16 protein-coding genes are annotated in these 21,417 nt (G+C 52.8%); 10 read left to right on the top strand and 6 right to left on the bottom strand.

All coding sequences use genetic code 11. The annotated features are described in order from the left end of the window. Positions 1-4: 4 nt before the first annotated feature. Both mfd and H511_RS0116525 read right to left on the bottom strand, forming a co-directional pair. Positions 5-3,460, bottom strand: coding sequence for a transcription-repair coupling factor (mfd, locus tag H511_RS0116530; RefSeq protein ID WP_027253308.1), 3,456 nt, complete (start codon positions 3,458-3,460; stop codon positions 5-7). Positions 3,461-3,462: 2 nt separating this feature from the next. Next, positions 3,463-4,038 carry a hypothetical protein gene (locus H511_RS0116525; protein WP_027253307.1) on the bottom strand — a complete coding sequence of 192 codons (576 nt, stop codon included), beginning with the start codon at positions 4,036-4,038 and terminating at the stop codon, positions 3,463-3,465. Between the two features lie 188 nt (positions 4,039-4,226). Between H511_RS0116525 and lolC the strand changes: the two genes are divergently transcribed. The 3 genes from lolC to lolE are packed head-to-tail and all read left to right on the top strand — an operon-like array spanning position 4,227 to position 7,358. After that, positions 4,227-5,435: a lipoprotein-releasing ABC transporter permease subunit LolC gene (lolC, locus tag H511_RS0116520; RefSeq protein ID WP_027253306.1), complete on the top strand. Its 1,209-nt coding sequence runs from the start codon at positions 4,227-4,229 to the stop codon at positions 5,433-5,435. Then, positions 5,428-6,117, top strand: coding sequence for a lipoprotein-releasing ABC transporter ATP-binding protein LolD (lolD, locus tag H511_RS0116515; RefSeq protein WP_027253305.1), 690 nt, complete (start codon positions 5,428-5,430; stop codon positions 6,115-6,117). The genes lolC and lolD overlap by 8 nt, the downstream gene beginning before the upstream one ends. After that, complete coding sequence (gene lolE / locus H511_RS0116510; protein ID WP_027253304.1) at positions 6,114-7,358, top strand: lipoprotein-releasing ABC transporter permease subunit LolE; 1,245 nt, start codon at positions 6,114-6,116, stop codon at positions 7,356-7,358. Before lolD ends, lolE begins: the two co-directional genes overlap by 4 nt. A gap of 210 nt (positions 7,359-7,568) precedes the next feature. Here the strand turns inward: lolE and H511_RS0116505 are convergent, their stop codons facing one another. Next, positions 7,569-8,078, bottom strand: a complete 510-nt coding sequence (locus H511_RS0116505; protein WP_027253303.1) for a DUF2062 domain-containing protein — start codon at positions 8,076-8,078, stop codon at positions 7,569-7,571. Between the two features lie 41 nt (positions 8,079-8,119). On the opposite strand from H511_RS0116505, the gene H511_RS0116500 reads away from it, so the two are divergent. The 5 genes from H511_RS0116500 (at position 8,120) to kdsB (ending at position 14,258) form a co-directional block, all read left to right on the top strand. Further along, positions 8,120-10,423, top strand: a complete 2,304-nt coding sequence (locus H511_RS0116500; RefSeq protein ID WP_338091553.1) for a DNA internalization-related competence protein ComEC/Rec2 — start codon at positions 8,120-8,122, stop codon at positions 10,421-10,423. A gap of 143 nt (positions 10,424-10,566) precedes the next feature. Then, complete coding sequence (gene msbA / locus H511_RS0116495) at positions 10,567-12,324, top strand: lipid A ABC transporter ATP-binding protein/permease MsbA (RefSeq protein WP_027253301.1); 1,758 nt, start codon at positions 10,567-10,569, stop codon at positions 12,322-12,324. Positions 12,325-12,338: 14 nt separating this feature from the next. Then, positions 12,339-13,352: a tetraacyldisaccharide 4'-kinase gene (lpxK, locus tag H511_RS0116490; protein WP_027253300.1), complete on the top strand. Its 1,014-nt coding sequence runs from the start codon at positions 12,339-12,341 to the stop codon at positions 13,350-13,352. After that, positions 13,333-13,512: a Trm112 family protein gene (locus H511_RS0116485; RefSeq protein WP_027253299.1), complete on the top strand. Its 180-nt coding sequence runs from the start codon at positions 13,333-13,335 to the stop codon at positions 13,510-13,512. The genes lpxK and H511_RS0116485 overlap by 20 nt, the downstream gene beginning before the upstream one ends. After that, positions 13,512-14,258, top strand: a complete 747-nt coding sequence (kdsB, locus tag H511_RS0116480; protein ID WP_027253298.1) for a 3-deoxy-manno-octulosonate cytidylyltransferase — start codon at positions 13,512-13,514, stop codon at positions 14,256-14,258. Before H511_RS0116485 ends, kdsB begins: the two co-directional genes overlap by 1 nt. Before the next feature lie 104 nt (positions 14,259-14,362). Here the strand turns inward: kdsB and exaC are convergent, their stop codons facing one another. Next, complete coding sequence (gene exaC / locus H511_RS0116475; RefSeq protein ID WP_027253297.1) at positions 14,363-15,883, bottom strand: acetaldehyde dehydrogenase ExaC; 1,521 nt, start codon at positions 15,881-15,883, stop codon at positions 14,363-14,365. 284 nt (positions 15,884-16,167) lie between these two features. Between exaC and H511_RS0116470 the strand changes: the two genes are divergently transcribed. Then, positions 16,168-17,952, top strand: a complete 1,785-nt coding sequence (locus H511_RS0116470; RefSeq protein ID WP_027253296.1) for a sigma-54-dependent Fis family transcriptional regulator — start codon at positions 16,168-16,170, stop codon at positions 17,950-17,952. Positions 17,953-18,025: 73 nt separating this feature from the next. On the opposite strand, the gene H511_RS0116465 is transcribed toward H511_RS0116470, so the two are convergent. Continuing rightward, complete coding sequence (locus H511_RS0116465) at positions 18,026-19,414, bottom strand: L-cystine transporter (protein ID WP_027253295.1); 1,389 nt, start codon at positions 19,412-19,414, stop codon at positions 18,026-18,028. Positions 19,415-19,651: 237 nt separating this feature from the next. Next, on the bottom strand, positions 19,652-20,464 hold the full coding sequence (gene elyC / locus H511_RS23685) for an envelope biogenesis factor ElyC (protein ID WP_051288283.1): 813 nt from the start codon (positions 20,462-20,464) through the stop codon (positions 19,652-19,654). Between the two features lie 117 nt (positions 20,465-20,581). Here elyC and cmoM point away from each other — a divergent pair, with 117 nt between their 5' ends. Beyond that, complete coding sequence (gene cmoM / locus H511_RS0116455; protein ID WP_027253294.1) at positions 20,582-21,376, top strand: tRNA uridine 5-oxyacetic acid(34) methyltransferase CmoM; 795 nt, start codon at positions 20,582-20,584, stop codon at positions 21,374-21,376. Positions 21,377-21,417: the final 41 nt, after the last annotated feature.

Genomic DNA, 21,417 nt, shown 5'->3' with positions numbered 1-21,417 from the left:
GCCATTATAGGGTGTTTTCAGCTAATTGTGTTAGGAAGCCGTCAACATACTTGATGCGTTCACGGCGGTCCGTCAGTGTTGCCGTGACCTTCAGCTTAGTCGGACCATCCATTCGGAATCGCTGTGGCTGTGATTGTAACAGACCGACCAGGAAACCGGGGTCAATGGCAGCATTTTCTGTAAATTCAAAATAACCGCCTTTTTCTCCGGCTTCTATGCGACGAAGGCCCAGATTTGCCGCTTTCAGCTTCAGCTTATTGAGCGTTAACAGGTTAGCGGCGGCGTCCGGTAACAGGCCAAAGCGGTCAATCAGCTCCACTTTTAACTCGTCGAGGGCGTCTTCATTGCCGGCACTGGCAATACGTTTATACAGGGACAGTCGCGTATTGATATCCGGGATGTAATCTTCCGGCAGCAGCGCCGGTAATCGCAGCTCAACTTCAGTCTGCTCGCGCAGCAGGTCATCCAGCGACGGCTCTTTGCCGGCCTTGAGTGCTTCGACGGCCTGTTCCAGCATTTCCATGAACAGCGTAAAACCTACCGACTGGATCTGGCCCGATTGCTCATCGCCCAGCAGTTCGCCGGCGCCGCGTATTTCGAGATCGTGTGTCGCCAGCGTAAAGCCAGCGCCCAGATCTTCCAGTGACGCGATGGCCTCCAGGCGCTTCACGGCGTCTTTGGTCATCCGCTTGGGATGCGGGGTCAGCAGATACGCATAGGCCTGGTGGTGTGAACGGCCAACGCGACCACGCAGCTGATGCAACTGGGCCAGGCCAAGATGATCAGCCCGGTTGATCACTATGGTGTTCGCTGTCGGGACGTCAATTCCGGTTTCTATGATGGTCGTACAGACCAGCAGGTTAAAACGCTGATGGTAAAAGTCGCTCATGACTCTTTCCAGCTCACGTTCGCGCATCTGTCCATGGGCGGTAGTGATACGTGCTTCAGGGATCAGAACGGCCAGATCCTGCGCCGTTTTTTCGATGCTTTCTACGTCGTTGTGCAGGAAATACACTTGCCCGCCGCGCATAATTTCCCGCAATACGGCTTCACGGATGATCAGGTCTTCACGCTCGCGAACGAAGGTTTTGATCGCCAGACGCCGGGCAGGCGGGGTCGCGATAATAGACAGATCGCGCATGCCGCTCATGGCCATATTCAGCGTACGCGGAATCGGGGTAGCGGTGAGCGTGAGAATGTCGACGTCTGCGCGCAGCGATTTCAGTTTTTCTTTCTGGCGGACGCCGAAGCGGTGCTCCTCATCGACAATCAGCAGGCCGAGATCCTGATACTTCACTTCGGCGTTGAGCAGCTTGTGCGTGCCGATCAGGATATCAATTTTTCCCTTAGCGACATCTTCCATAATCGCTTTTTGTTCTTTTGCTGTTTTGAAGCGGGACAGCACTTCCACACGCACCGGGGTATTGGCAAAGCGGTCACGGAAATTTTCAAAATGCTGCTGCGCGAGCAAAGTGGTTGGTACCAGCACTGTGACTTGCTTGCTGTTATCGACAGCCACAAAGGCCGCACGCATTGCGACTTCGGTTTTACCGAAACCGACATCACCACACACCAGACGATCCATGGCTTTGGCCTGGCACATATCCGACAGCACGGCATTGATGGCCATGGCCTGATCGTGGGTTTCTTCGAACGGGAAGCCGGTACAGAAATCGGCATAGGCTTCGCGATCGAGCTTAAATTTGAAACCCGGTTTCAGCTCGCGCTTGGCGTAAACATCCAGGAGCTCTGCCGCGACATCACGGACTTTTTCCGCCGCTTTGTTGCGGGCTTTCTGCCAGCTTTCACTGCCCAGTTTATGGATAGGGGCGGCTTCTTCAGCCCCTCCCGAATAGCGGCTGATAAGGTGCAGGGATGCCACGGGGACATAGAGTTTCGCCCCGCCCTGATACTCCAGGGTGACGTATTCAGTGGTAATGCCGCCGGCTTCGAGGGTCTGCAAGCCCTGATAGCGGCCTATGCCATGGTTAAGGTGGACCACAGGCTGGCCAATTTTCAGCTCTGCCAGATTTCGGATAATGGTATCTGAGCTGACAGTGCGCTTATCCTCACGGCGACGACGCTGAATAACACGTTCACCCAGCAGATCACTTTCACAGATGAAAGCCAGAGCCGGTTCATCGAGGATAAAACCCTGCTCTGCGGCGCCAATCACCAGAGTGTACTGACTGGCGGCTGCCATGGCCTCTTCAAGGCTGTGACAGACCATAGGGCGCAGTTTTATCCGGGCCAGCAAGTCCAGCAAGGCTTCGCGGCGGCCTTCACTGGCAACGGAAAAGATGATTTTTCCGGTGAAGCTTTCCTGAAACTGACGCAGTGCCGATAAGGGTTCTTTCAGCTGATGATTGATGGTCAGCGCCGGCACCGGCGAAATGGCCGGGTTGAACCGGCCGGCTTTGTCTTCTTCCGGAGCTTTGTTCAGCTTGACCTGCGGCAGGGTTTTAAATCCGCTGAACATTTCTGCGGTGGTCAGCCACAGGGCTTTAGGTTCAAGAAGCGGGCGCAGCGGGTCGACACGGCGCTCTTGAAAGCGGTATTCGGCATCGTGCAGAAAATGCTCCGCCGCGTTGTCCAGATCGCCTATGGTCAGTAACAGCGTGTTATCAGGCAGATAATCAAACAAGGTATCGGTGTGATCGAAAAACAGCGGCTGCCAGTATTCAATCCCTGCCGGCCAGGTGCGCTTGCTCACCTGCTGATAGATGGACTCCGGCTCCCGGCGGGCTTCGAATTGCTCACGCCAGCGCATACGGAAGTTTTCCACGGCCACTTCATCGGTCGGAAACTCGTGTGCGGGCAGCAGGTGAATATTGTCGATCTCGCCGGTCGACAGTTGCGACTCCGGGTCAAACTGACGAATCGAATCCACTTCATCATCAAAGAAATCAATCCGGAAGGGCTCATTGTTTCCCATCGGGAAGAGATCAAGCAGTGAGCCGCGGCTGGCGTACTCACCGTGTTCCATCACCTGATCGACATGGCGGTAACCGGCGGCTTCAAGTTGCAGACGTAACTTCTCCAGCGACAGGCGATCCCCTTTGCTGACCAGCAGGGCGTGCTGGTGAATAAAGCTGCGCGGTGTCAGGCGCTGTAACAAAGTACTGACAGGAACCAGCAGCACACCATCCTGCTGAGTCGGCAGTTGATATAAACGGGCCAGACGATCAGAAATGATGTCCTGATGCGGCGAAAAACTGTCATAAGGCAGGGTTTCCCAGTCGGGGAAAATATTGACCTCAGCCTGAGAGAACTGGCTGATTTCAGGCTGTAAGCGCAATGCCGTCTGTGTATCAGGCACTACAGCCAGCACCGGGCCTGTGTGGCTTTTCGCCAGTTCGGCAATGGCAACCGCCAGGGCGGCGCCGGAGACATTTCCCACAAAGCGCTTGTCGCCGGCTTTGTTCGGCAAAGGTAGAGAAAATAGCGTGTGTGTTGTCATGACTATGATTGACTTTCGTTTCGTTGCAGCGCACGTTGACGCAGCAGTTTTTGTTGAATGTGCAAAGCTGCACGAATGAGTAGATCCCTGTCGTCTTCCTGCAGTCTGGTGTACTGCAGTGTGATGTCAAACTTATCTTCCCTGGCCTGGCATTCACTGACACTGGCATAGCAATACACGGCAGCAGGGGGATTATCAAGAAACAGTTTCAGACGAGCCTGACAACCAATCTCGAGCGGCCGCTCTGCCAGGTAAGTCAGCTGGCTGGCCCCGAAGGTTTGCGTGGTATGACGCAGGGCTGGGTCATCTTGCTGTGAAAGCACAAAAGAGAGCAGCAGGTTTATTTTATTGTTCTGTGCCGCCAGATAATCCAGCAGCGGCCGGTTCATTGTCTTATTATCCTGTTGCAGCATTTTTTCTGCACTGCCTTCCAGCTCGCTACATTCACTGGCAACACGAAACAGAGGTGGAATTTCCCGCAGAAATTCGGCGTCATCGGGCAGCACAGCATGTTCCCCCAAAGGTTCAACATTAATGGTAAGCCCGGCATGGACTGAAAAGTACTCGTCCTGATTCATGTCACACTCGTGATTTGTTAACTATTCTTCGATTATCACTTAGCATCGGCTAACGGGCAAGCCAGAGGTCTCAACAGGTTGATTTCTAGCCACTCTTTTTACATGAGATTGACCAAGTTGCATGGTAATCACAGCCAGCAGCAGGTATGCTTTTGACCACTGTTAACAGGATGGTTCCAGACTGAATGATGTTTCATCCATTGCCTATTTTTATTGGGCTGCGCTACCTGAAAGGCCGTTCGGGTGACCGCTTCAGCCGCTTTGTCTCTGCTATGTCCACCGCAGGCATCACCATAGGTGTGCTTGCGCTGATTATTGTTATTTCTGTGATGAATGGTTTTGAGCAGCAGCTCAAAGACCGCATTCTGGGAGTGCTGCCGCAGGCACTGATCACCCAGCAGGATGGCCCCTTTACTCAGCCTGACGCGCCGCCTGCTGCGCTGTCTGCTTTACCTCAGGTCAACCGGGCGGTGCCGTTAACCCGCGCTGAGGCGGTATTGCAAAGTGCAGGTGCGCTGGCGGCCGGATCTATGCTGGGTGTAGAGCCGGAAGGCTATGAACCGCTGGCTGCGCACATGGTGCAAGGGCAGGTTGCTGATCTGACACCGGGCAGTTATCGGGTGATTCTTGGTAATGGCATGGCGCAGCAACTGGGGGTCAAAGTCGGGGATAAAGTCCGCCTGATGGTGACCAGTGTCAGCGTCTATACCCCTCTGGGGCGCATTCCCAGTCAGCGCAATTTTATTGTCTCTGGCATCTATTTCACCGGGTCTGATGTCGATAAATCGCTGGTGTTAACCAACATCGCCGATGCAGGCCGTCTGTTACGGTATAAACCCGAAGCCTTCACCGGCTGGCGCTTGTTTCTCGATGATCCCTTTAGCGTCACAGCGCTCGCTCAGTCTGATCTGCCCGATAGCTTTCGTTGGTCGGACTGGCGGGATCAGCGCGGCGAGCTGTTTCAGGCCGTGAAAATGGAAAAGAACATGATGGGGCTGATGCTGGGACTGGTGGTTGGCGTCGCGGCTTTTAACATTATTTCGGCCCTGATCATGGTGGTGATGGAAAAACAGGCTGAAGTCGCTATTTTGAAAACACAGGGAATGACCAGTCAGCAGGTATTGCTGACCTTTATTGTGCAGGGAGCCAGTAGTGGTGTGATAGGTGCTGTGACCGGCGGCATACTGGGCACCCTGCTGGCGTTGAATATTAATAGTATTTTGTCGCTGCTGGGCGTTGATCTGGCGAGCTTAGGCGGTTCGTTACCTGTTGATGTGAAGCCATTCCAGGTTGCCATCGTGATTATCGGGGCGATTTGTCTGAGTTTACTGGCGACCCTTTTCCCTTCTTATCGGGCGGCGGCTGTCCGTCCTGCTGAGGCCTTGCGTTATGAGTGATTCGTTATTGGTATGCCAGCATCTGAGCAAGGTGTACCGTGAAGCCCAATTGGAAACCCAGGTACTGAATGATATCAGCCTGCAAATCGAAGCCGGGGAACTGGTGGCGATCGTGGGATCATCGGGATCGGGCAAAAGTACCCTGCTGCATTTGCTGGGGGCGCTGGATGCGCCGACGGCCGGTGATGTGTACTTCAAAGGCCAGAAACTCAATGGCATGAGTGCCAATAAACAGGCCAGAGTTCGCAACCAGGACATAGGTTTTGTCTATCAGTTTCACCATTTGCTGTCTGATTTCTCTGCGGAAGAAAATGTCGCTATGCCCTTGATGATAGGCGGTGTCTCAGCTGCGGCAGCCAAAGAGCAGGCCAGACAGATTCTGGACCAGGTGGGCTTGAGCCACCGATATAGCCACAGGCCATCAGAGCTCAGTGGCGGAGAGCGCCAGCGCGTGGCTATTGCCCGGGCACTGGTGAATAAGCCGGCCCTGGTACTGGCGGATGAGCCGACAGGGAATCTGGATCATAAAACCGCATTGGAAATTTACGATCTGATGCGCAAACTGAATCAGGAATCGGGCACCGCTTTTCTGGTTGTCACGCATGATAATGAACTGGCTGGCAAACTTGATCGTTGTCTGCATATGCAGGATGGCCAGTTGGCGGCCTTTGAGGTGGCCTGATGCGACCACTGTCTCTTTTTATCGGCAGCCGCTTTAGCCGGGCCCGGCAGCGGAACCGACTGGTTTCTTTCATCTCAATCTCTTCTATTCTCGGTATCGCAGTGGGCGTGGCGGTTATTGTGATTGGCCTCTCAGCAATGAATGGTTTTGAGCGTGAGTTACAAAACCGGGTACTGGCGGTGATCCCCCATGGTGAGCTGGAAGCCGTGAAGCCGCCATTCACCGACTGGCAACCTGTTCTGGAAACCGTTGAAAAGCACCCCAGAGTCAAAGCGGCAGCGCCTTATGTGCAATTTACTGCCTTGCTTGAAAAGGGCACACAGCTCAAAGCGGTTGAAGTCAGAGGGGTCGATCCTGTCCAGGAAACCCGGGTCAGCGCCTTGCCGGGTTATGTCAAAGACGGTGCGTGGCAAGATTTTCAGGCAGGTCAGAAACACATAATTCTTGGGCAGGGCGTCGCGGATCTGCTCGGGATACAGGTGGGTGACTGGATCTCCGCCATGTTGCCAAACCGTGATAGCGGAAATCAGCTCAAAGCGCCGAAGCGCATTCGTCTGCAGGTTGCCGGCGTGCTGGCGTTGGGCGGTCAGATTGACCATAACTTTGCTTTGGTACCTCTGCAGGATGCCCAGGATTACCTTGCCATGGGGGAAGGGGTTTCAGGTATTTCGATCAATGTGGATCAGGTGCTGGATGCCACCAACATAGTGAAAGAAGTCGGATATACCTTACCTGTGTATGTCTACTTAAAAAGCTGGACCCAGAAGTATGGTTATCTTTATCGTGATATCCAGCTGGTGCGCACCATCATGTATCTGGTGATGGTACTGGTGATTGGGGTAGCCTGCTTTAATATTGTTTCAACGCTGATGATGGCGGTGAAAGACAGAGCGGCAGATATCGCTATTTTGCGAACCATGGGCGCTAGTGATCGTCTGGTTAAAATGATCTTTGTCTGGCATGGATTATTGTCTGGTCTGATTGGCAGCCTGCTCGGGGCAGGCCTTGGAGCATTGGTCGCATTGAACCTGACTTCGATAGCGCGTTTTGTCGAAAAACTGATTGGTCATCCGTTTTTATCAGGTGACATTTACTTTGTGAATTTCCTGCCTACAGAGCTGAGATGGCATGACGTGGTGATCGTGATGGTGACAGCCATTGTGCTGAGCCTGCTGGCAACCTGGTATCCGGCTCGCAGGGCGAGTGCACTTCAGCCCGCACAGGTATTAAGTGCAAAATAAATGTCGGTAAATTGGCGCTTATATTGGCGGAGTACTGTGAATCAGGCCGAAAAAGTATTGATGCCCATGATGCAAAGTCGGTAATCGATAATACCTGGCTTCCAAACAGACAGTGTTTTTCTGCATCCCATTAATATACGTTATAAAAAAACCTCGCATTGGCGAGGTTTTTTTATGGTTAATCCCTGGTGCTTATTCCGAGCCTGTTGATTAGCGGAAGCGGCGGCGGTTCCAGCTGCGGACAACAGAATAACGCCAGAATCCGCGAATGCCGAAGTAACCAATCAATGCGCAAATCGTCCCGCAGACAAAACAGCCCAGCAGAAACGGCGGGCCAATCTGGCTCATCTGCTGTTCAAGGAAGGCCCAGGACAGTTCGAAATGGAAAGGCTGGTAGGGCACGTTCATCAGCCATGCCCCGAGTTTGTAGGCCGCGTAGAACATGACTGGCATAGTGATTGGATTGGTAATCCACACCAGAGAAACGGAAAGCGGCAGATTGACGCCAAACAGAATAGCTAACCCTGCAGCCATGATCATCTGGCTGGGTAAGGGGACGTATGCCATAAACAGTCCCACCGCGAAGGCGCCAGAGGCGGACCGGCGGTTCAGACACCACAGGTTAGGGTTATGCAGCACAGTACCAAAAACTTTCAAAGCCTTGTGGTTTTTAATCATCTCTGGGCTGGGCAAGAAACGTTTTATCAGTTGTCTTGGCATCGTCGGTCGTTATTTTTAATGGCTGTTAGCGTCAGGTTGTCATGATGTTTCAGATGACAGCCGGTTTATCCATTGGCGTTTTGTCACTTCACTACTGGCAATCCTTACCAGACTACAAATGGTTTATTACAGCCATGATTATAGGTGGAGCGATATTTTTCTGTTTGCGTATCAACTTGTTTCTTGCGATCGCAATAGGTGGGCTCTGGGCTTGGGTAACTGCTGTTGACTATAGCCAGGCAGTCAATAGCCTTCCTCATGAGCGCGGGAATATTACCATAGTTGGCGAAGTTCGCAGCCTAATTAATCATAATATTCTTGATAAGCGATTCATTTTTGTTGCTGAGAGCGTGAAGGAACGCGATCTTGTGCGAAAAGATGCACTCCGTTTATTGCTTGACTGGCCGGCGGTAACGGAGCTCAAGCAAGGACAACGGTATCAGCTGGATATCCGGGTTCGTCGCCCCAGCGGACGGGCAAATACCGCAGGATTTGATGCCGAGCGTTACGCGGTGGGGAACGGGATCCATGGTACTGGGACAGTCATTGCGGGTACGTTGTTATCGCAAAATGACACGATGAGTTTGCGCCAGCGCTGGTTTGATCGCGCGGTGCGGCAAACAGAGGGTTTGACCTACCGGGCCTATCTGTTAGCGCTCGGTTTTGGCGAAAGAGACGGTTTAGATCAGGATGACTGGTCGATACTGCGCGACAGCGGACTGGCTCACCTTATGGCGATATCCGGTCTGCATATCGGACTGGTTGTGGTGATGGGATGGAACATCGGAAGCCGGGTGCGGGGTGCCTTGCCTGAGTCCGGACATTGGCTCTGGCTGCCCTTCTGGCTGGCGTTATTGCTGGCGTATGGCTATGCCTGGCTGGCCGGATTCAGTATTCCCACTCAGCGCGCCTTACTGACATCGGTCTTATGTCTGCTGATGATTCGTTGCGGTGTGGTGTGGAGCGGACTGCAATTATGGTCTGTGATACTGACCAGTTGCCTGATACTTAACCCGCTGGCGTCCTACTCGGCCGGAATGTGGTTGTCATTTGGTGCTGTGCTGGTTCTGTATCTGGCCAATACTGGCGGTATCCGGCGACGAAAGCAGGCTGAGCAGGCCCGAGTGCCATGGCGCGAAACAGTCCGTGTTTATGTGCTGCTGCAACTGGCACTGCTGGGGTTAATGCTGCCGTTGCAGTGGGTCTGGTTTGGCGGGATCTCGCTGGCGGCGCCGCTGATCAATCTGCTCGCAGTGCCCTGGGTCAGTCTGGTGACTGTACCTTGTGTCCTGCTGGCCGTGGTCACTATCACAGTGCCCGGCCTCTCAGGTGTGTTCTGGCAGTTAGCTGACTGGTCTCTGCATCCGGTTATCGCCCTGGCAAGTCTGGCGGAAGGGGCCTGGTGGCCATTGTCTGAAAGCCTGTTTATCGTCCTGCTGGCGATGGTGACGGGTATTGTGCTGTGCTGGCTTCTGCCCTGGCGACGTTTTCTGTGTCTGCAGTTGAGTCTGGTGCTGGCGCTGTGGGGAGTCAGTGACTGGAGCAAGTCGCAAACGCTTGATCCTGCCAGCTGGCAGGTCGATATGCTGGATGTCGGACATGGGCTGGCGATACTGATTCAGCGCCAGGGCCGAGCCGTGCTTTACGATACCGGAAATAGCTGGCCGGAAGGAAGCATGGCCCTCTCGGTTATTGAGCCGGTACTGAGACGGCAGGGCATTCGCCATCTGGACGGTTTCATTCTCAGTCATGCCGATGCCGATCATGCCGGTGGGACATCAGATGTCATCGCACGTCTGAATCCGGCCTGGCTGCGCAGCAGTGACAAGCGCGAGGGCTTTGCGCCTTGTGTTCGCGGCCGCTTATGGCGCTGGCAGGGATTGACCTTCAGGGTGCTCTGGCCGCCGAAAAGGGTAACGAAAGCCGCCAACCCGCATTCCTGCGTGATACAGGTGAGTGATCAGCGGTTAAACCCGGAATCTGAGACATCGCTGTTGTTAACCGGTGACATTGATGCCATTTCGGAATTGCTGCTCGCCAGGCTGGAGCCGGATCTGAAAGCGGATATCTTGCTGGTGCCCCACCACGGCAGTAACTCATCGTCCACTCAGACCTGGTTAGATTCCTTGCAGGCGACATACGCCTTAGTCTCTGCAGGGAAATACAGCCCATGGGCTTTACCGGCTGAGCAGGTCAAGCATCGTTACCTGATGCAGGGGCTGCACTGGCTGGATACAGCACAAGACGGCCAGGTCAGCATGCGTATAGAACAGGGTGCAGTGGCGGTGACCCGTTATCGCAAAGACAGCCGGCAACATTGGTATCAACCGCTTTTCAGGCCGTGATTGAGCCTCTCAAACTGAGTGTGAACGGATAAAAAAGCATCGCTTTTCAGGATTTAAGAAGCACGAGAGCCTTGTAACTTACTTGGTGCATGAGTCGTTAACGAGTAGAATAACCGCCACTAACAGATAACAATCGGTTTTACATGATACAAGCTAACGATCAATCCACCTGGGATACGTTCAAACGACTCTGGCCGTCAATCAGCTTATATAAGGCGGGTTTGATTGCTGCCGTTATCGCGCTGATCATTAATGCAGCCAGTGATGCATTAATGCTATCCATGATCAAACCTCTGATGGATGAAAGTTTTGGCGGTCTGAACAGTGTGGACTCCAACTTTCTGGCCAAGATGCCTTTTTATCTTCTGGGGTTGATGCTGGTTCGTGGTTTGAGCGGCTTTGTTTCCACTTACTGCCTGTCCTGGGTCTCCGGCAATGTTGTAATGAATATGCGCCGGCAGGTGTTCAACCACTTCATGACGATGCCGGTCAGTTTTTTTGACAAAGAATCATCCGGCGCGCTCTTATCCAGAATTACTTATGACACCGAGCAGGTTGCCTCCGCAACCAGTGGTGCGCTGGTCAGCCTGGTTCGGGAAGGCGCGACCATTATCGCACTGATGGGGATGATGTTCTGGAACAGCTGGCAGCTGTCTGCCATTTTGCTGGTGATTGCCCCGGTGGTGGCTGTCAGTATTCGTGTGGTCTCAAAGCGTTTTCGCCTTATTTCTAAAAATATGCAGGACACCATGGGCTCTGTGACCTCATCGGCCGAGCAGATGCTGAAAGGGCACAAAGTGGTATTGAGCTATGGCGGCCAGCAGGTTGAGAAAAACCGTTTCGAGCAAGTCAGCAACCGCATGCGTCAGCAGACCATGAAACTGGTGTCGGCTCAGGCCATTGCCAACCCTGTTATTCAGCTGATTGCGTCAATGGCGCTGGTGGCTGTGTTGATCCTGGCCAATACCGAAAGTCTGCGCAGTGAACTGACTCCCGGTACTTTTGCTCTGATCTTTGGCGCCATGTTCGGCATGATGCGACCACTCAAAGCGCTGACCAATGTCACTTCTCAGTTTCAGCGTGGTATGGCGGCGTGCCAGACGCTTTTTGGCATCCTGGAGCTGGAAACCGAAAAAGATCACGGCACTTACGAAACCCAGCGCGTGAAAGGGGATGTGGCCTTTAAAGATGTCACCTTTACCTATCCGACCAAAGATACTCCTGCACTGCGCAATGTCAGTTTTGACTTACCGGCAGGTAAAACGCTGGCTCTGGTTGGCCGCTCGGGCTCGGGCAAAAGTACGATTGCTAATCTGCTCACCCGTTTCTATGACATAGATTCTGGCCTGATTACTATAGATGGGCGTGATATCCATGATTACAAACTGGCAAACCTGCGCGATCAGGTGGCGATTGTGTCGCAGAACGTGCACCTGTTTAACGACACCATCGCCAACAATATCGCCTATGCCAGTGGTGATAAATACAGCCGCAAAGATATAGAAAAAGCCGCTGAACTGGCCTATGCCATGGACTTTATTCAGGGTATGGACCAAGGTCTGGATACCATTATTGGTGAAAACGGCGTCAGCTTATCCGGTGGTCAGCGCCAGCGGATCGCGATTGCCCGTGCCCTGTTACGTGATGCACCTGTACTGATCCTCGATGAAGCCACATCGGCGCTGGACACTGAATCTGAGCGCGCGATTCAGGCGGCATTGGATGAGTTGCAGAAAGACAAAACCGTGCTGGTGATTGCTCACCGCCTGTCGACTATTGAAAATGCCGATGAAATTCTGGTGGTGGACGAAGGTGAAATCATTGAACGCGGTGTCCATGCCGCGCTGCTGGAAAAAGACGGTGCCTATGCGCAGCTGCACCGTATCCAGTTTGGCGAATAAGCAGAGCGGGTCTCATGGCAAATCTGATTGAAAAAATCTGGTTTGAGCGCCACCCGGCAGGGTGGGCGCTGGCACCTGTCTTATGGCCATTAAGCAAGCTGTTTGGCTGGATTAGCCGCCGTCGTCGCCATGCTTTCCAATCCGGTAAAAAAGTGGCATACCGTGCCCGCGTTCCTGTGGTCGTAGTCGGTAATATTACTGCTGGCGGGAACGGTAAAACGCCGGTCGTGATCTGGCTGGTGGAACAACTTCAGGCGCAAGGTTTGACAGTGGGCGTGGTATCCCGGGGTTATGGCGGTAAATCGGATCATTATCCGCTGCGCCTAAATGAGCGCACAACAACGGCGGAAGCGGGTGATGAGCCGGTGTTGATTGCCCGTCGCACCTGTGCCCCTGTTGTAGTTGCACCAAACAGGGCGGACGCGGTGAAAGTGCTGGAAAAGGACGTCGATGTCATTATCACCGATGACGGCCTTCAGCATTACGCGCTCGCCAGAGACATTGAAATTGTCGTCATCGATGGTAATCGTCGCTTCGGTAATGCACAGTTGATCCCTATGGGGCCGCTGCGCGAGCGCTGCGACCGATTGAACGAGGTCGACTTTCTGATTTGCAATGGTGGCGATGCCCGGCGTAACGAAATTGCCATGCGCCTTGAGCCCGGTGAGCTGGTGAATTTGCTGACGGGCGAACGCCGGTCACCAGACAGCCTGCAAAATATCGTGGCCATGGCTGGAATCGGTCATCCGCCACGTTTTTTTGCCACATTGAACACGCTGGGCGTGACCCCGGTTCATTGTCAGGCTTTTTCGGATCATCAGGCTTTTGAGGCCAGTGAACTGGCAGCGCTGGCAGAGCAAGGCGAACACCTGGTGATGACTGAAAAAGATGCGGTGAAGTGTCAGGCATTTGCCCGGCAAAATTGGTGGTATCTGCCTGTTGATGCCAAACTTTCAGAGCCTCAGTCAATTGAACTGCTGAACAAAATTATAGAAGTGAAGGAAGAATATGGATCACCGTCTGCTTGAGATCGTTGCTTGTCCGGTATGCAAAGGCAAACTGCACTTTGATAAAGACAATAATGAACTGATTTGTAAATTTGATCGCCTGGCTTATCCGATTAATGACGGCATTCCAGTTCTGCTGGAGCCGGAAGCGCGCACTTTGAGTGCCGATGAGGTGATGTAATGGCATTCACTGTCATTATTCCGGCCCGTTATCAATCTTCCCGTTTACCCGGCAAACCGCTGGCAGATATCGCCGGCAAACCGATGATCCAGTGGGTGTACGAGCAGGCCAGCAAGGCCGGTGCCAGGCAGGTCATTGTGGCGACGGATGATCAGCGCATCGCGGATGCGGTGACAAGCTTTGGTGGCGAGGTGTGTCTTACGCGCGCGGATCATGAATCTGGCACTGAACGTCTGGCGGAAGTGGTCGAGAAATACCAACTGGCTGCTGACGAGATAGTGGTGAATGTTCAGGGCGATGAGCCGATGATCCCGCCAAGCATCATTCGTCAGGTCGCGGATAATCTGGCCCGCAGTGACGCGCCTATGGCTACCCTGGCGGTTGAGATTGACCATGCCGATGAAGTGTTTAACCCGAATGCCGTCAAAGTGGTGATGGATAAAAACGGTTACGCGCTGTATTTCAGCAGGGCCTCTATTCCGTGGGATCGCGATAATTTTGCCAAGCGCCCGCAGGAGATCCATCAGAACCTGCTGCGTCATATCGGAATCTATGCCTACCGGGCTGGTTTTATCAATACTTATATCAACTGGGAGCCCAGTACGCTTGAGAAAATCGAGTCGCTCGAGCAGCTGCGCGTGTTGTGGCACGGCGAAAAAATCCACGTTGATGTTGCCATTGATCCACCGCCGGCTGGGGTAGACACCCCGGAAGATCTGGAAAAAGTCCGTTTGCTGATTAAGTAAGATTGATCTGGCGACATAAAAACAGCCGGCCACCAGGCCGGCTGTTTTATTGTCACCTGAGCCACCGTCTTTAGTAGTGGTATGGTTTCAGGCAAAGTTGTGTATCAGAAGAAACCCAGCGGATTGACATCATAGCTCACCAGCAGGTTTTTGGTGTTCTGGTAATGATCCAGCATCATCTTGTGGGTTTCGCGGCCGATCCCGGATTTTTTGTAGCCCCCGAAAGCAGCGTGAGCCGGATAGGCATGATAGCAGTTCACCCAGATCCGGCCTGCTTCAATGCTTCGCCCCATCCGGTAGGCGCGGTTGGCATCCCGGGTCCAGACTCCTGCACCCAGACCGTATTCGGTGTCATTAGCGATCGCCAGCGCTTCGGCTTCATCTTTGAAGGTGGTAATGGCTATCACAGGGCCAAAGATCTCTTCCTGGAACACACGCATCTTGTTGTGGCCTTTCAGCAGGGTAGGTGAAATGTAATAACCGGATGCAAGCTCTCCGTTTTGTCTGGCGATATCCCCACCGAACAGGACTTCTGCCCCTTCCTGACGCCCGATTTCGAGATAGCTCAGAATCTTATCGAATTGCTCCTGAGATACCTGCGCGCCCACTTGGGTCTCAGTGTCGAGTGGGTTGCCTTGCTGAATGGTCTTGGCCCGCTCTATGACCTTAGCGATGAATTGATCATAGACAGACTCCTGTACCAGCACGCGGGACGGGCAGGTGCAGACTTCTCCTTGGTTGAAGAATGCCAGCAGTAACCCTTCCACACATTTATCCAGATAGGCATCTTCGTGATCGAAAATGTCTTCAAAGTACACATTGGGTGACTTGCCGCCCAGCTCAACAGTGGAAGGGATCAGATTATCGGCGGCACATTTCAGAATGTGATTACCGACTTCCGTTGAGCCGGTGAAGGCCAGTTTGGCAATACGCTTGCTGGTGGCCAGCGCCTGACCGGCTTCATTGCCATAGCCGTTGACAACGTTGACCACGCCAGCCGGGATCAGGTCACCTATGGTTTCCATTAACACCAGAATGGAGGTAGGTGTCTGTTCTGCAGGTTTCAGAACCACGCAGCAGCCAGCAGCCATGGCCGGCGCCAGTTTCCAGGCGGCCATCAGCATAGGGAAATTCCAGGGAATGATCTGGCCGACAACACCGACAGGCTCAGGGAAATGGTAGCTGGCAGTATGGGCGTCCAGTTCTGCCGCTGAGCCTTCCTGCGCCCGGATACACCCGGCGAAATAGCGAAAGTGATCCACCACCAGAGGCAGATCGGCGGCGAGGGTTTCCCGCACCGGCTTGCCATTTTCCCAGCATTCGGCCACGGCCAGCATTTCCAGATTGGCTTCAATCCGATCGGCAATTTTCAGCAGAATGTTGGAACGTTCTGTCACACTGGTGCTGGCCCATTGGGCGCGAACTTCATGCGCGGCATCCAGAGCCAGCTCAATATCAGCCTCGCCGGAACGGGCGACCTGACAGTATTCCTTGCCGTTAACCGGCGAGACATTCGCCAGATATTGTCCGGAAACCGGCTTAACCCACTTGCCGCCAATGTAATTGTCGTAGTGAGACTTGAAATTGATGATAGCGTCAGCGGAACCTGGTTGAGCGTAGATCATAGCAATATCCCTTTCCTGTTGATGTGATGAGCTAACGAGTCAGAGTGCGTTTTTTTATCCATATTTTCATGGTGATAGTCTGACTCAGGCTGTTTGCCTTCATGACAGACAGGGCAAATTGCAGGCCAACAGGGCAGACTTGTTGTTAAATAAATGTAAAGCTATGATTAATAAAATTTTTCAATATTGATGCTGTCATCGGCATCATTGTGTCTGACCGCTGCCAGTGTTCCGTTATTTATCAGTAACCTGTGGAACACTGTACCAAAATGGAACACTTGAACATGCCGACTCAAGCAAGTACTTCACAGGTAGACTGGCTGACTGACTCCTGGCGTCGTTGCCAGTTAGCGGGTTTGAATGAGAGCAAAACACCGGAAAATATCCGGCTGAACAATGAACAGCTGGACGAGCGGCGTGCGCAGGCTGGTAAGCTGATTGAGCTTGTCGAACAGTTTGCCGTGCCGCTGTTTAATCAGGTCTTTGCCGGAACCAACAGCCGTCTGTTGCTGGGTGATACTGAAGGCGTGATCATAAAAGCCTGGGGACAGGTCCGTTTTGAAAAACGCCTCACCGCCATATCACTGGAGTCCGGAGTCTGCTGGCAGGAAGGGGTAAAAGGAACCAATGCGATAGGTAATGCATTGACCGAGAAGCAATTTATCACAGTGGTTGGCGACCAGCATTTTATCCGCCAGCACCGCTTTATCAGCTGTTCGGCCGGGCCTGTGTTCAGTGCTGCCGGCGAGTTGATCGGTGTGCTGGATATTACCAGTGAACAGCAGGTGCATTCCGAACAAACCCGGCTGCTGGTACAGAATATGGTGCAACTGATCGAGAATGCGCTGCTGTGTCAGTTGCCTGATGCCATGATGCGTATCGATTTAGCTTGTGACAAAGCCTTGCTGCAAACAGGCTGGCAGGGAGTCCTGGTGGCGGATGAAGAGGGGCGGATACTGGCTCACAATACGGTGGCAGAGCGGCTGTTGGGACAGACACAAGTATTGGGGCGCCAGCTGGATGAGATCATGGCCGATACCCGGAAAGGTGCGTTCGAAGCTCAGTCTCTGATTTTTGCGAAGCACCGAATAATGCCGGCTTCAGTTTCGGGTTATCGTCATGCCAATACCTTGTCGCCATCTTGTCCGCTGCACTATGGTGATGACAGGGTAGAGCGTGCCTGGCAGCAAGCCTGCAAGCTGATTGAGAAAGACATCAGCTTATTGGTGCTGGGTGAAACCGGGGTAGGTAAAGGCGAGTTTGTGAAACAGTTGCATCGTCACAGCTCAAGGCGGCATGCGCCACTGGTCGCCGTTAACTGCGGTGCGTTACCGCCCTCTTTAATTGAATCTGAATTATTCGGGTATGTGCCGGGTGCCTTTACCGGTGCAAGCCGCCAGGGACAGCAAGGACGCATACGGCAAGCGGATAAAGGGATATTGTTTCTGGATGAAATCGCAGACATGCCTTTAACGGCACAAACCCGTCTGCTGCATGTTTTGCAGGAAAAAGAAGTGATCCCGGTCGGTGCGAATCAGCCGGTAAGCGTGGATATCCGCATCATAGCTGCAACCCATAAAAACCTGGCAGAAGCGGTGGCACAAGGCCATTTTCGCGAGGATTTGTACTATCGGCTCAATGGCCTGATTCTGACCTTACCGGCTTTAAGGGAGCGGCAGGACAAAGCGGCACTGACGGAAGCCATTTTGCGGCAATACTGTGACACCGCTATGTCTGTCTGCCCGTTACTGGCAGCGCGGATGGCGAGTTACCATTGGCCCGGCAACATTCGCGAGCTGGATAATACGCTCAAAGTCGCGGCGGTGCTGGCAGAAGGCGAAGCCGAGTTAACACAGGCGCATTTGCCTCAGCATCTGGTGGCACAATTACCTGACGCCACGGTGAATGAATCCTCAGGTTCGGCCAGTAAACTTGAGGCCACCATTTCAGAAACCCTGCTGGATACCTATCGCGCGAACGACGGCAATATTTCCCGTACCGCGAAAGTGCTGGGGATCAGCCGCAATACTTTGTACCGGCGCTTACGAAAAATGGGTATGGCTTCGTAAAGGCGGCTCAGCCCTGAAAGCAAACAGCCCGGTCAATGACCGGGCTGTGGATTAATAACGATATTCAGATTCGTCAGGCGTTGGCCCGCTCGCCACTGATTTCTTCATCGCTGTCGAAAATGCTGTTGTCTGCTTGTCCCAGTACCCGGGATGTCACTGTACCGGCAGTCATCGAACCGCTGACATTGACCGCAGTACGGCCCATATCAATCAGAGGCTCAATGGAAATCAGCAGGCCAGCCAGTGCCACAGGCATATCCAGCGCAGACAGAACGATAATCGCAGCAAACGTTGCCCCGCCACCCACGCCGGCAATACCGAAGGAACTGATAGTGACGATCGCAATCAGGGTCATAATGAAGCCCGGATCCAGCGGATCAATGCCAAGGGTCGGGGCAATCATCACCGCCAGCATGGCCGGGTACAGACCGGCACAGCCGTTCTGACCCATAGTGGCACCGAAAGAGGCAGAGAAGTTAGACACGGCTTCACCGTTACCCAGTTTTTTCACCTGAGTCTCAATGTTCAGCGGCAGGGTACCTGCGCTGGAACGTGAGGTGAAGGCGAAAGTCAGTACCGGCAGGATTTTTTTCAGGAAGCGAACCGGGTTGACACCGACACCAGATACCAGAATCAGGTGCATCACCAGAATCAGCCCCAGGCCGACGTAGGAAGCCACCACGAAGTTGAGCAGATTGAGAATATCGCTGTAGTTAGAACCGGCAACGACTTTGGTCATCAGTGCCAGTACGCCATACGGTGTCAGAGCCAGCACCATGCGCACCAGAGTGCGAACAACTTCCTGTGCTACGTTGACAAAGGTTTCCAGGCTCTTGCCCAGCTCTGGCTGAGTGCGGATAACAGTCAGGCTGGCGACACCGATGAAGGCTGAGAAGATCACCACCGCAATGGTTGAGGTTGGACGGCTGCCTGCCAAATCGGCAAACGGATTACCCGGGAAGAAAGAAATAATCATGTCAGCCAGAGACAGGGTCTCTACCGAGGCCAGACGGGTCTGCAGTGCTTCACCACGGGCAATTTCACGCGCGCCCTGAACAATGCCTTCAGCACTCAGACCAAACAGATTGCTGACCAGAATACCTATCAGTGCAGACACGGCTGTGGTTGCCAGCAGGATACCAATGCTCAGGCCTGAAATTTTGCCCAGTGAGCCGGCATTCTTGACTTTGACGATAGCGGCGATAATCGACACCATGATCAAAGGCATCACAACCATTTTTAACAGGCTGACGTAGCCGGAACCGACAATACCCACGTACTTGAGCGTGCTTGCAATGGCTTCATGCCCGGCACCGTAAAAAAACTGCAGCGCCGCACCAAAAATGACACCCAGTCCCAGACCGGTAAATACCCGCTTAGACAGGGTTTGATCACTGTTTTGTTGTTTCACCAGAAAGGCAATCAGCAGTGCAAATACCGCCAGGTTCACGATTAGAAACATACTTCTCTCTATTCATAAGGTATCCAGCCTGCATAACATGTTGCGCAGAGCTGTCAAAAAATGTTTTCAGCATCATAGGGATTAAGCGGAATTTAAGGAATGTTTCCTAATTACTTTAACTATTCAAAAATCGAACATGTTAAAACCAAATGGAATATTGGTTAAGCTGCAACCTATTAAAGGATATTTATTGTGCAGTGACAGCCAGCAATGAGCTGGCTGTTGTATTGAAGGGTTTCAGGCGGCGGTATTTTCAGCGACAGGCTGCACCACATTGACAGGCGCGGCGCTGTCGGCCATGTCGCGAAGTTTTTGCCACCATTGGCCCAGCGTTTCATGCCAGAATCGCTCTGTTTGTTCCAGATACTGGGCTTTAGGTGCGTATTTCAGCCAGGGCTGGTGGATTTCATCACTGGCGAGATAATTCGTCGGGGCAGGAATCGGGCTCAAGCCCGCCTGGCTGAATTCGGCGATGGCGCGCGGCATATGGCTGGCTGAGGTCACAAGCACCAGGTTGCGTTTACCGACCACAGAAGCGGCCTGAAAGGCTTCTTCCCAGGTATCTTTTGCGGTTTCCAGCAGAAGGATATCCAGTTTATTCACCCCTAATGCGATGGCCACTTTTGCCATCATTCTGGCCTGACTGATTTCAGTGCCTCCGTCATAACCTGACAGGATGATTTTGGAACCGGGTGACAGATTATGGATACGTATGGCTTCAGCAAGGCGCATCAGCGAGGCGCGTGACAGCTCAGAGGTGATAGGCAGATCTTTGTCGACCACATGGCTGTTGCCTAACACCATGATGTAATCCACTGGCTGCCCGGACGGAATATAGCCTTTATACTGGCGTTCTAAAGGGGTCAGCAGGCTGCTGGAGACAGGCTGAAAGGCAACCAGGAAAATACCCAATAAGGAGACGGCCAGCATGTACCCGGCCAACTTATGCCGGCGGGTAAACCAGAGTATCATCAGCCCTGTGATGCCCACGATCAGCAGCAAAGGAAGGGGCATCAAAAAAGCTGACAAGATTTTTTTCAGTTCAAACATATCAGGTCGTCCGAAATTTCAGCAATTGAGCTTGAATACGCGCTCCAAGTCTTTATTACTCTAAAGCTTGTGACACAATAAGCATCTGACTAGGCCACTATCATAACGAAAACTGACGTGATCAGAGATCGAAATTTTGATGATTTAGCCCAAAAGTTCTCAGAAAACATCTACGGTACAGCAAAAGGGCTGATCCGTCAGACTGTCGTATGGCAAGATTTGGAGCAGATTTTACATACCCTTGACGCGACATCAGCACCGCAGGGCGCAGTATTGCATGTGCTGGATGCTGGCGGCGGAATGGGACAGTTGTCGCAATTAATTGCGAAACGTGGTCATAAAATCACTTTATGTGATCTTTCTGGAGAAATGCTGAAACTGGCAGGTGCGGAAATTGCCAAAAATGGCCTGCTTGAGCAATATCGACTCATACATTGTCCGGTGCAGCAGGTTGATCAATACCTGGATGAGCCGGTCGATTTGATTTTGTTCCATGCGGTAATGGAATGGCTGAGCGATCCGCGTGCAGCACTCGAACACCTGATGAAGCAGCTGAAACCGGGCGGGATAGTGTCCGTCATGTTTTATAACCATAATGGCTTGCTGTTTAAGAACCTTATTTGCGGTAATCTAACCCACGTAGAACAAGGGATGCCACACCGCAAACGATTCAAGCTTCAGCCCCAGTCGGCACAGACACCGGAAGAGGTGTATGCATGGCTCACGGAAGGCGGTTTTACCATTTTGGGTAAAACCGGAGTAAGGACTTTCCATGATTACATGCGTACCGACAGGGTGGGCGAGTACAGTCTTGAACAATTACTGGCGATGGAGCAGCGTCTTTGTCGTCAGGAACCGTATTTATCTTTAGGGCGGTATATCCATGTATACGCTCAGAAACCGTTGCAGTAAGAAACATAAAGCCGGTTGCAAGTAATAAATCTAACAAATAA

Origin of the sequence: Photobacterium halotolerans DSM 18316 (assembly GCF_000425165.1) — a bacterium.
In the GTDB taxonomy this organism is placed as follows: Bacteria; Pseudomonadota; Gammaproteobacteria; order Enterobacterales; family Vibrionaceae; genus Photobacterium; species Photobacterium halotolerans.
This window is presented reverse-complemented; position numbering and strand designations above follow the sequence as displayed.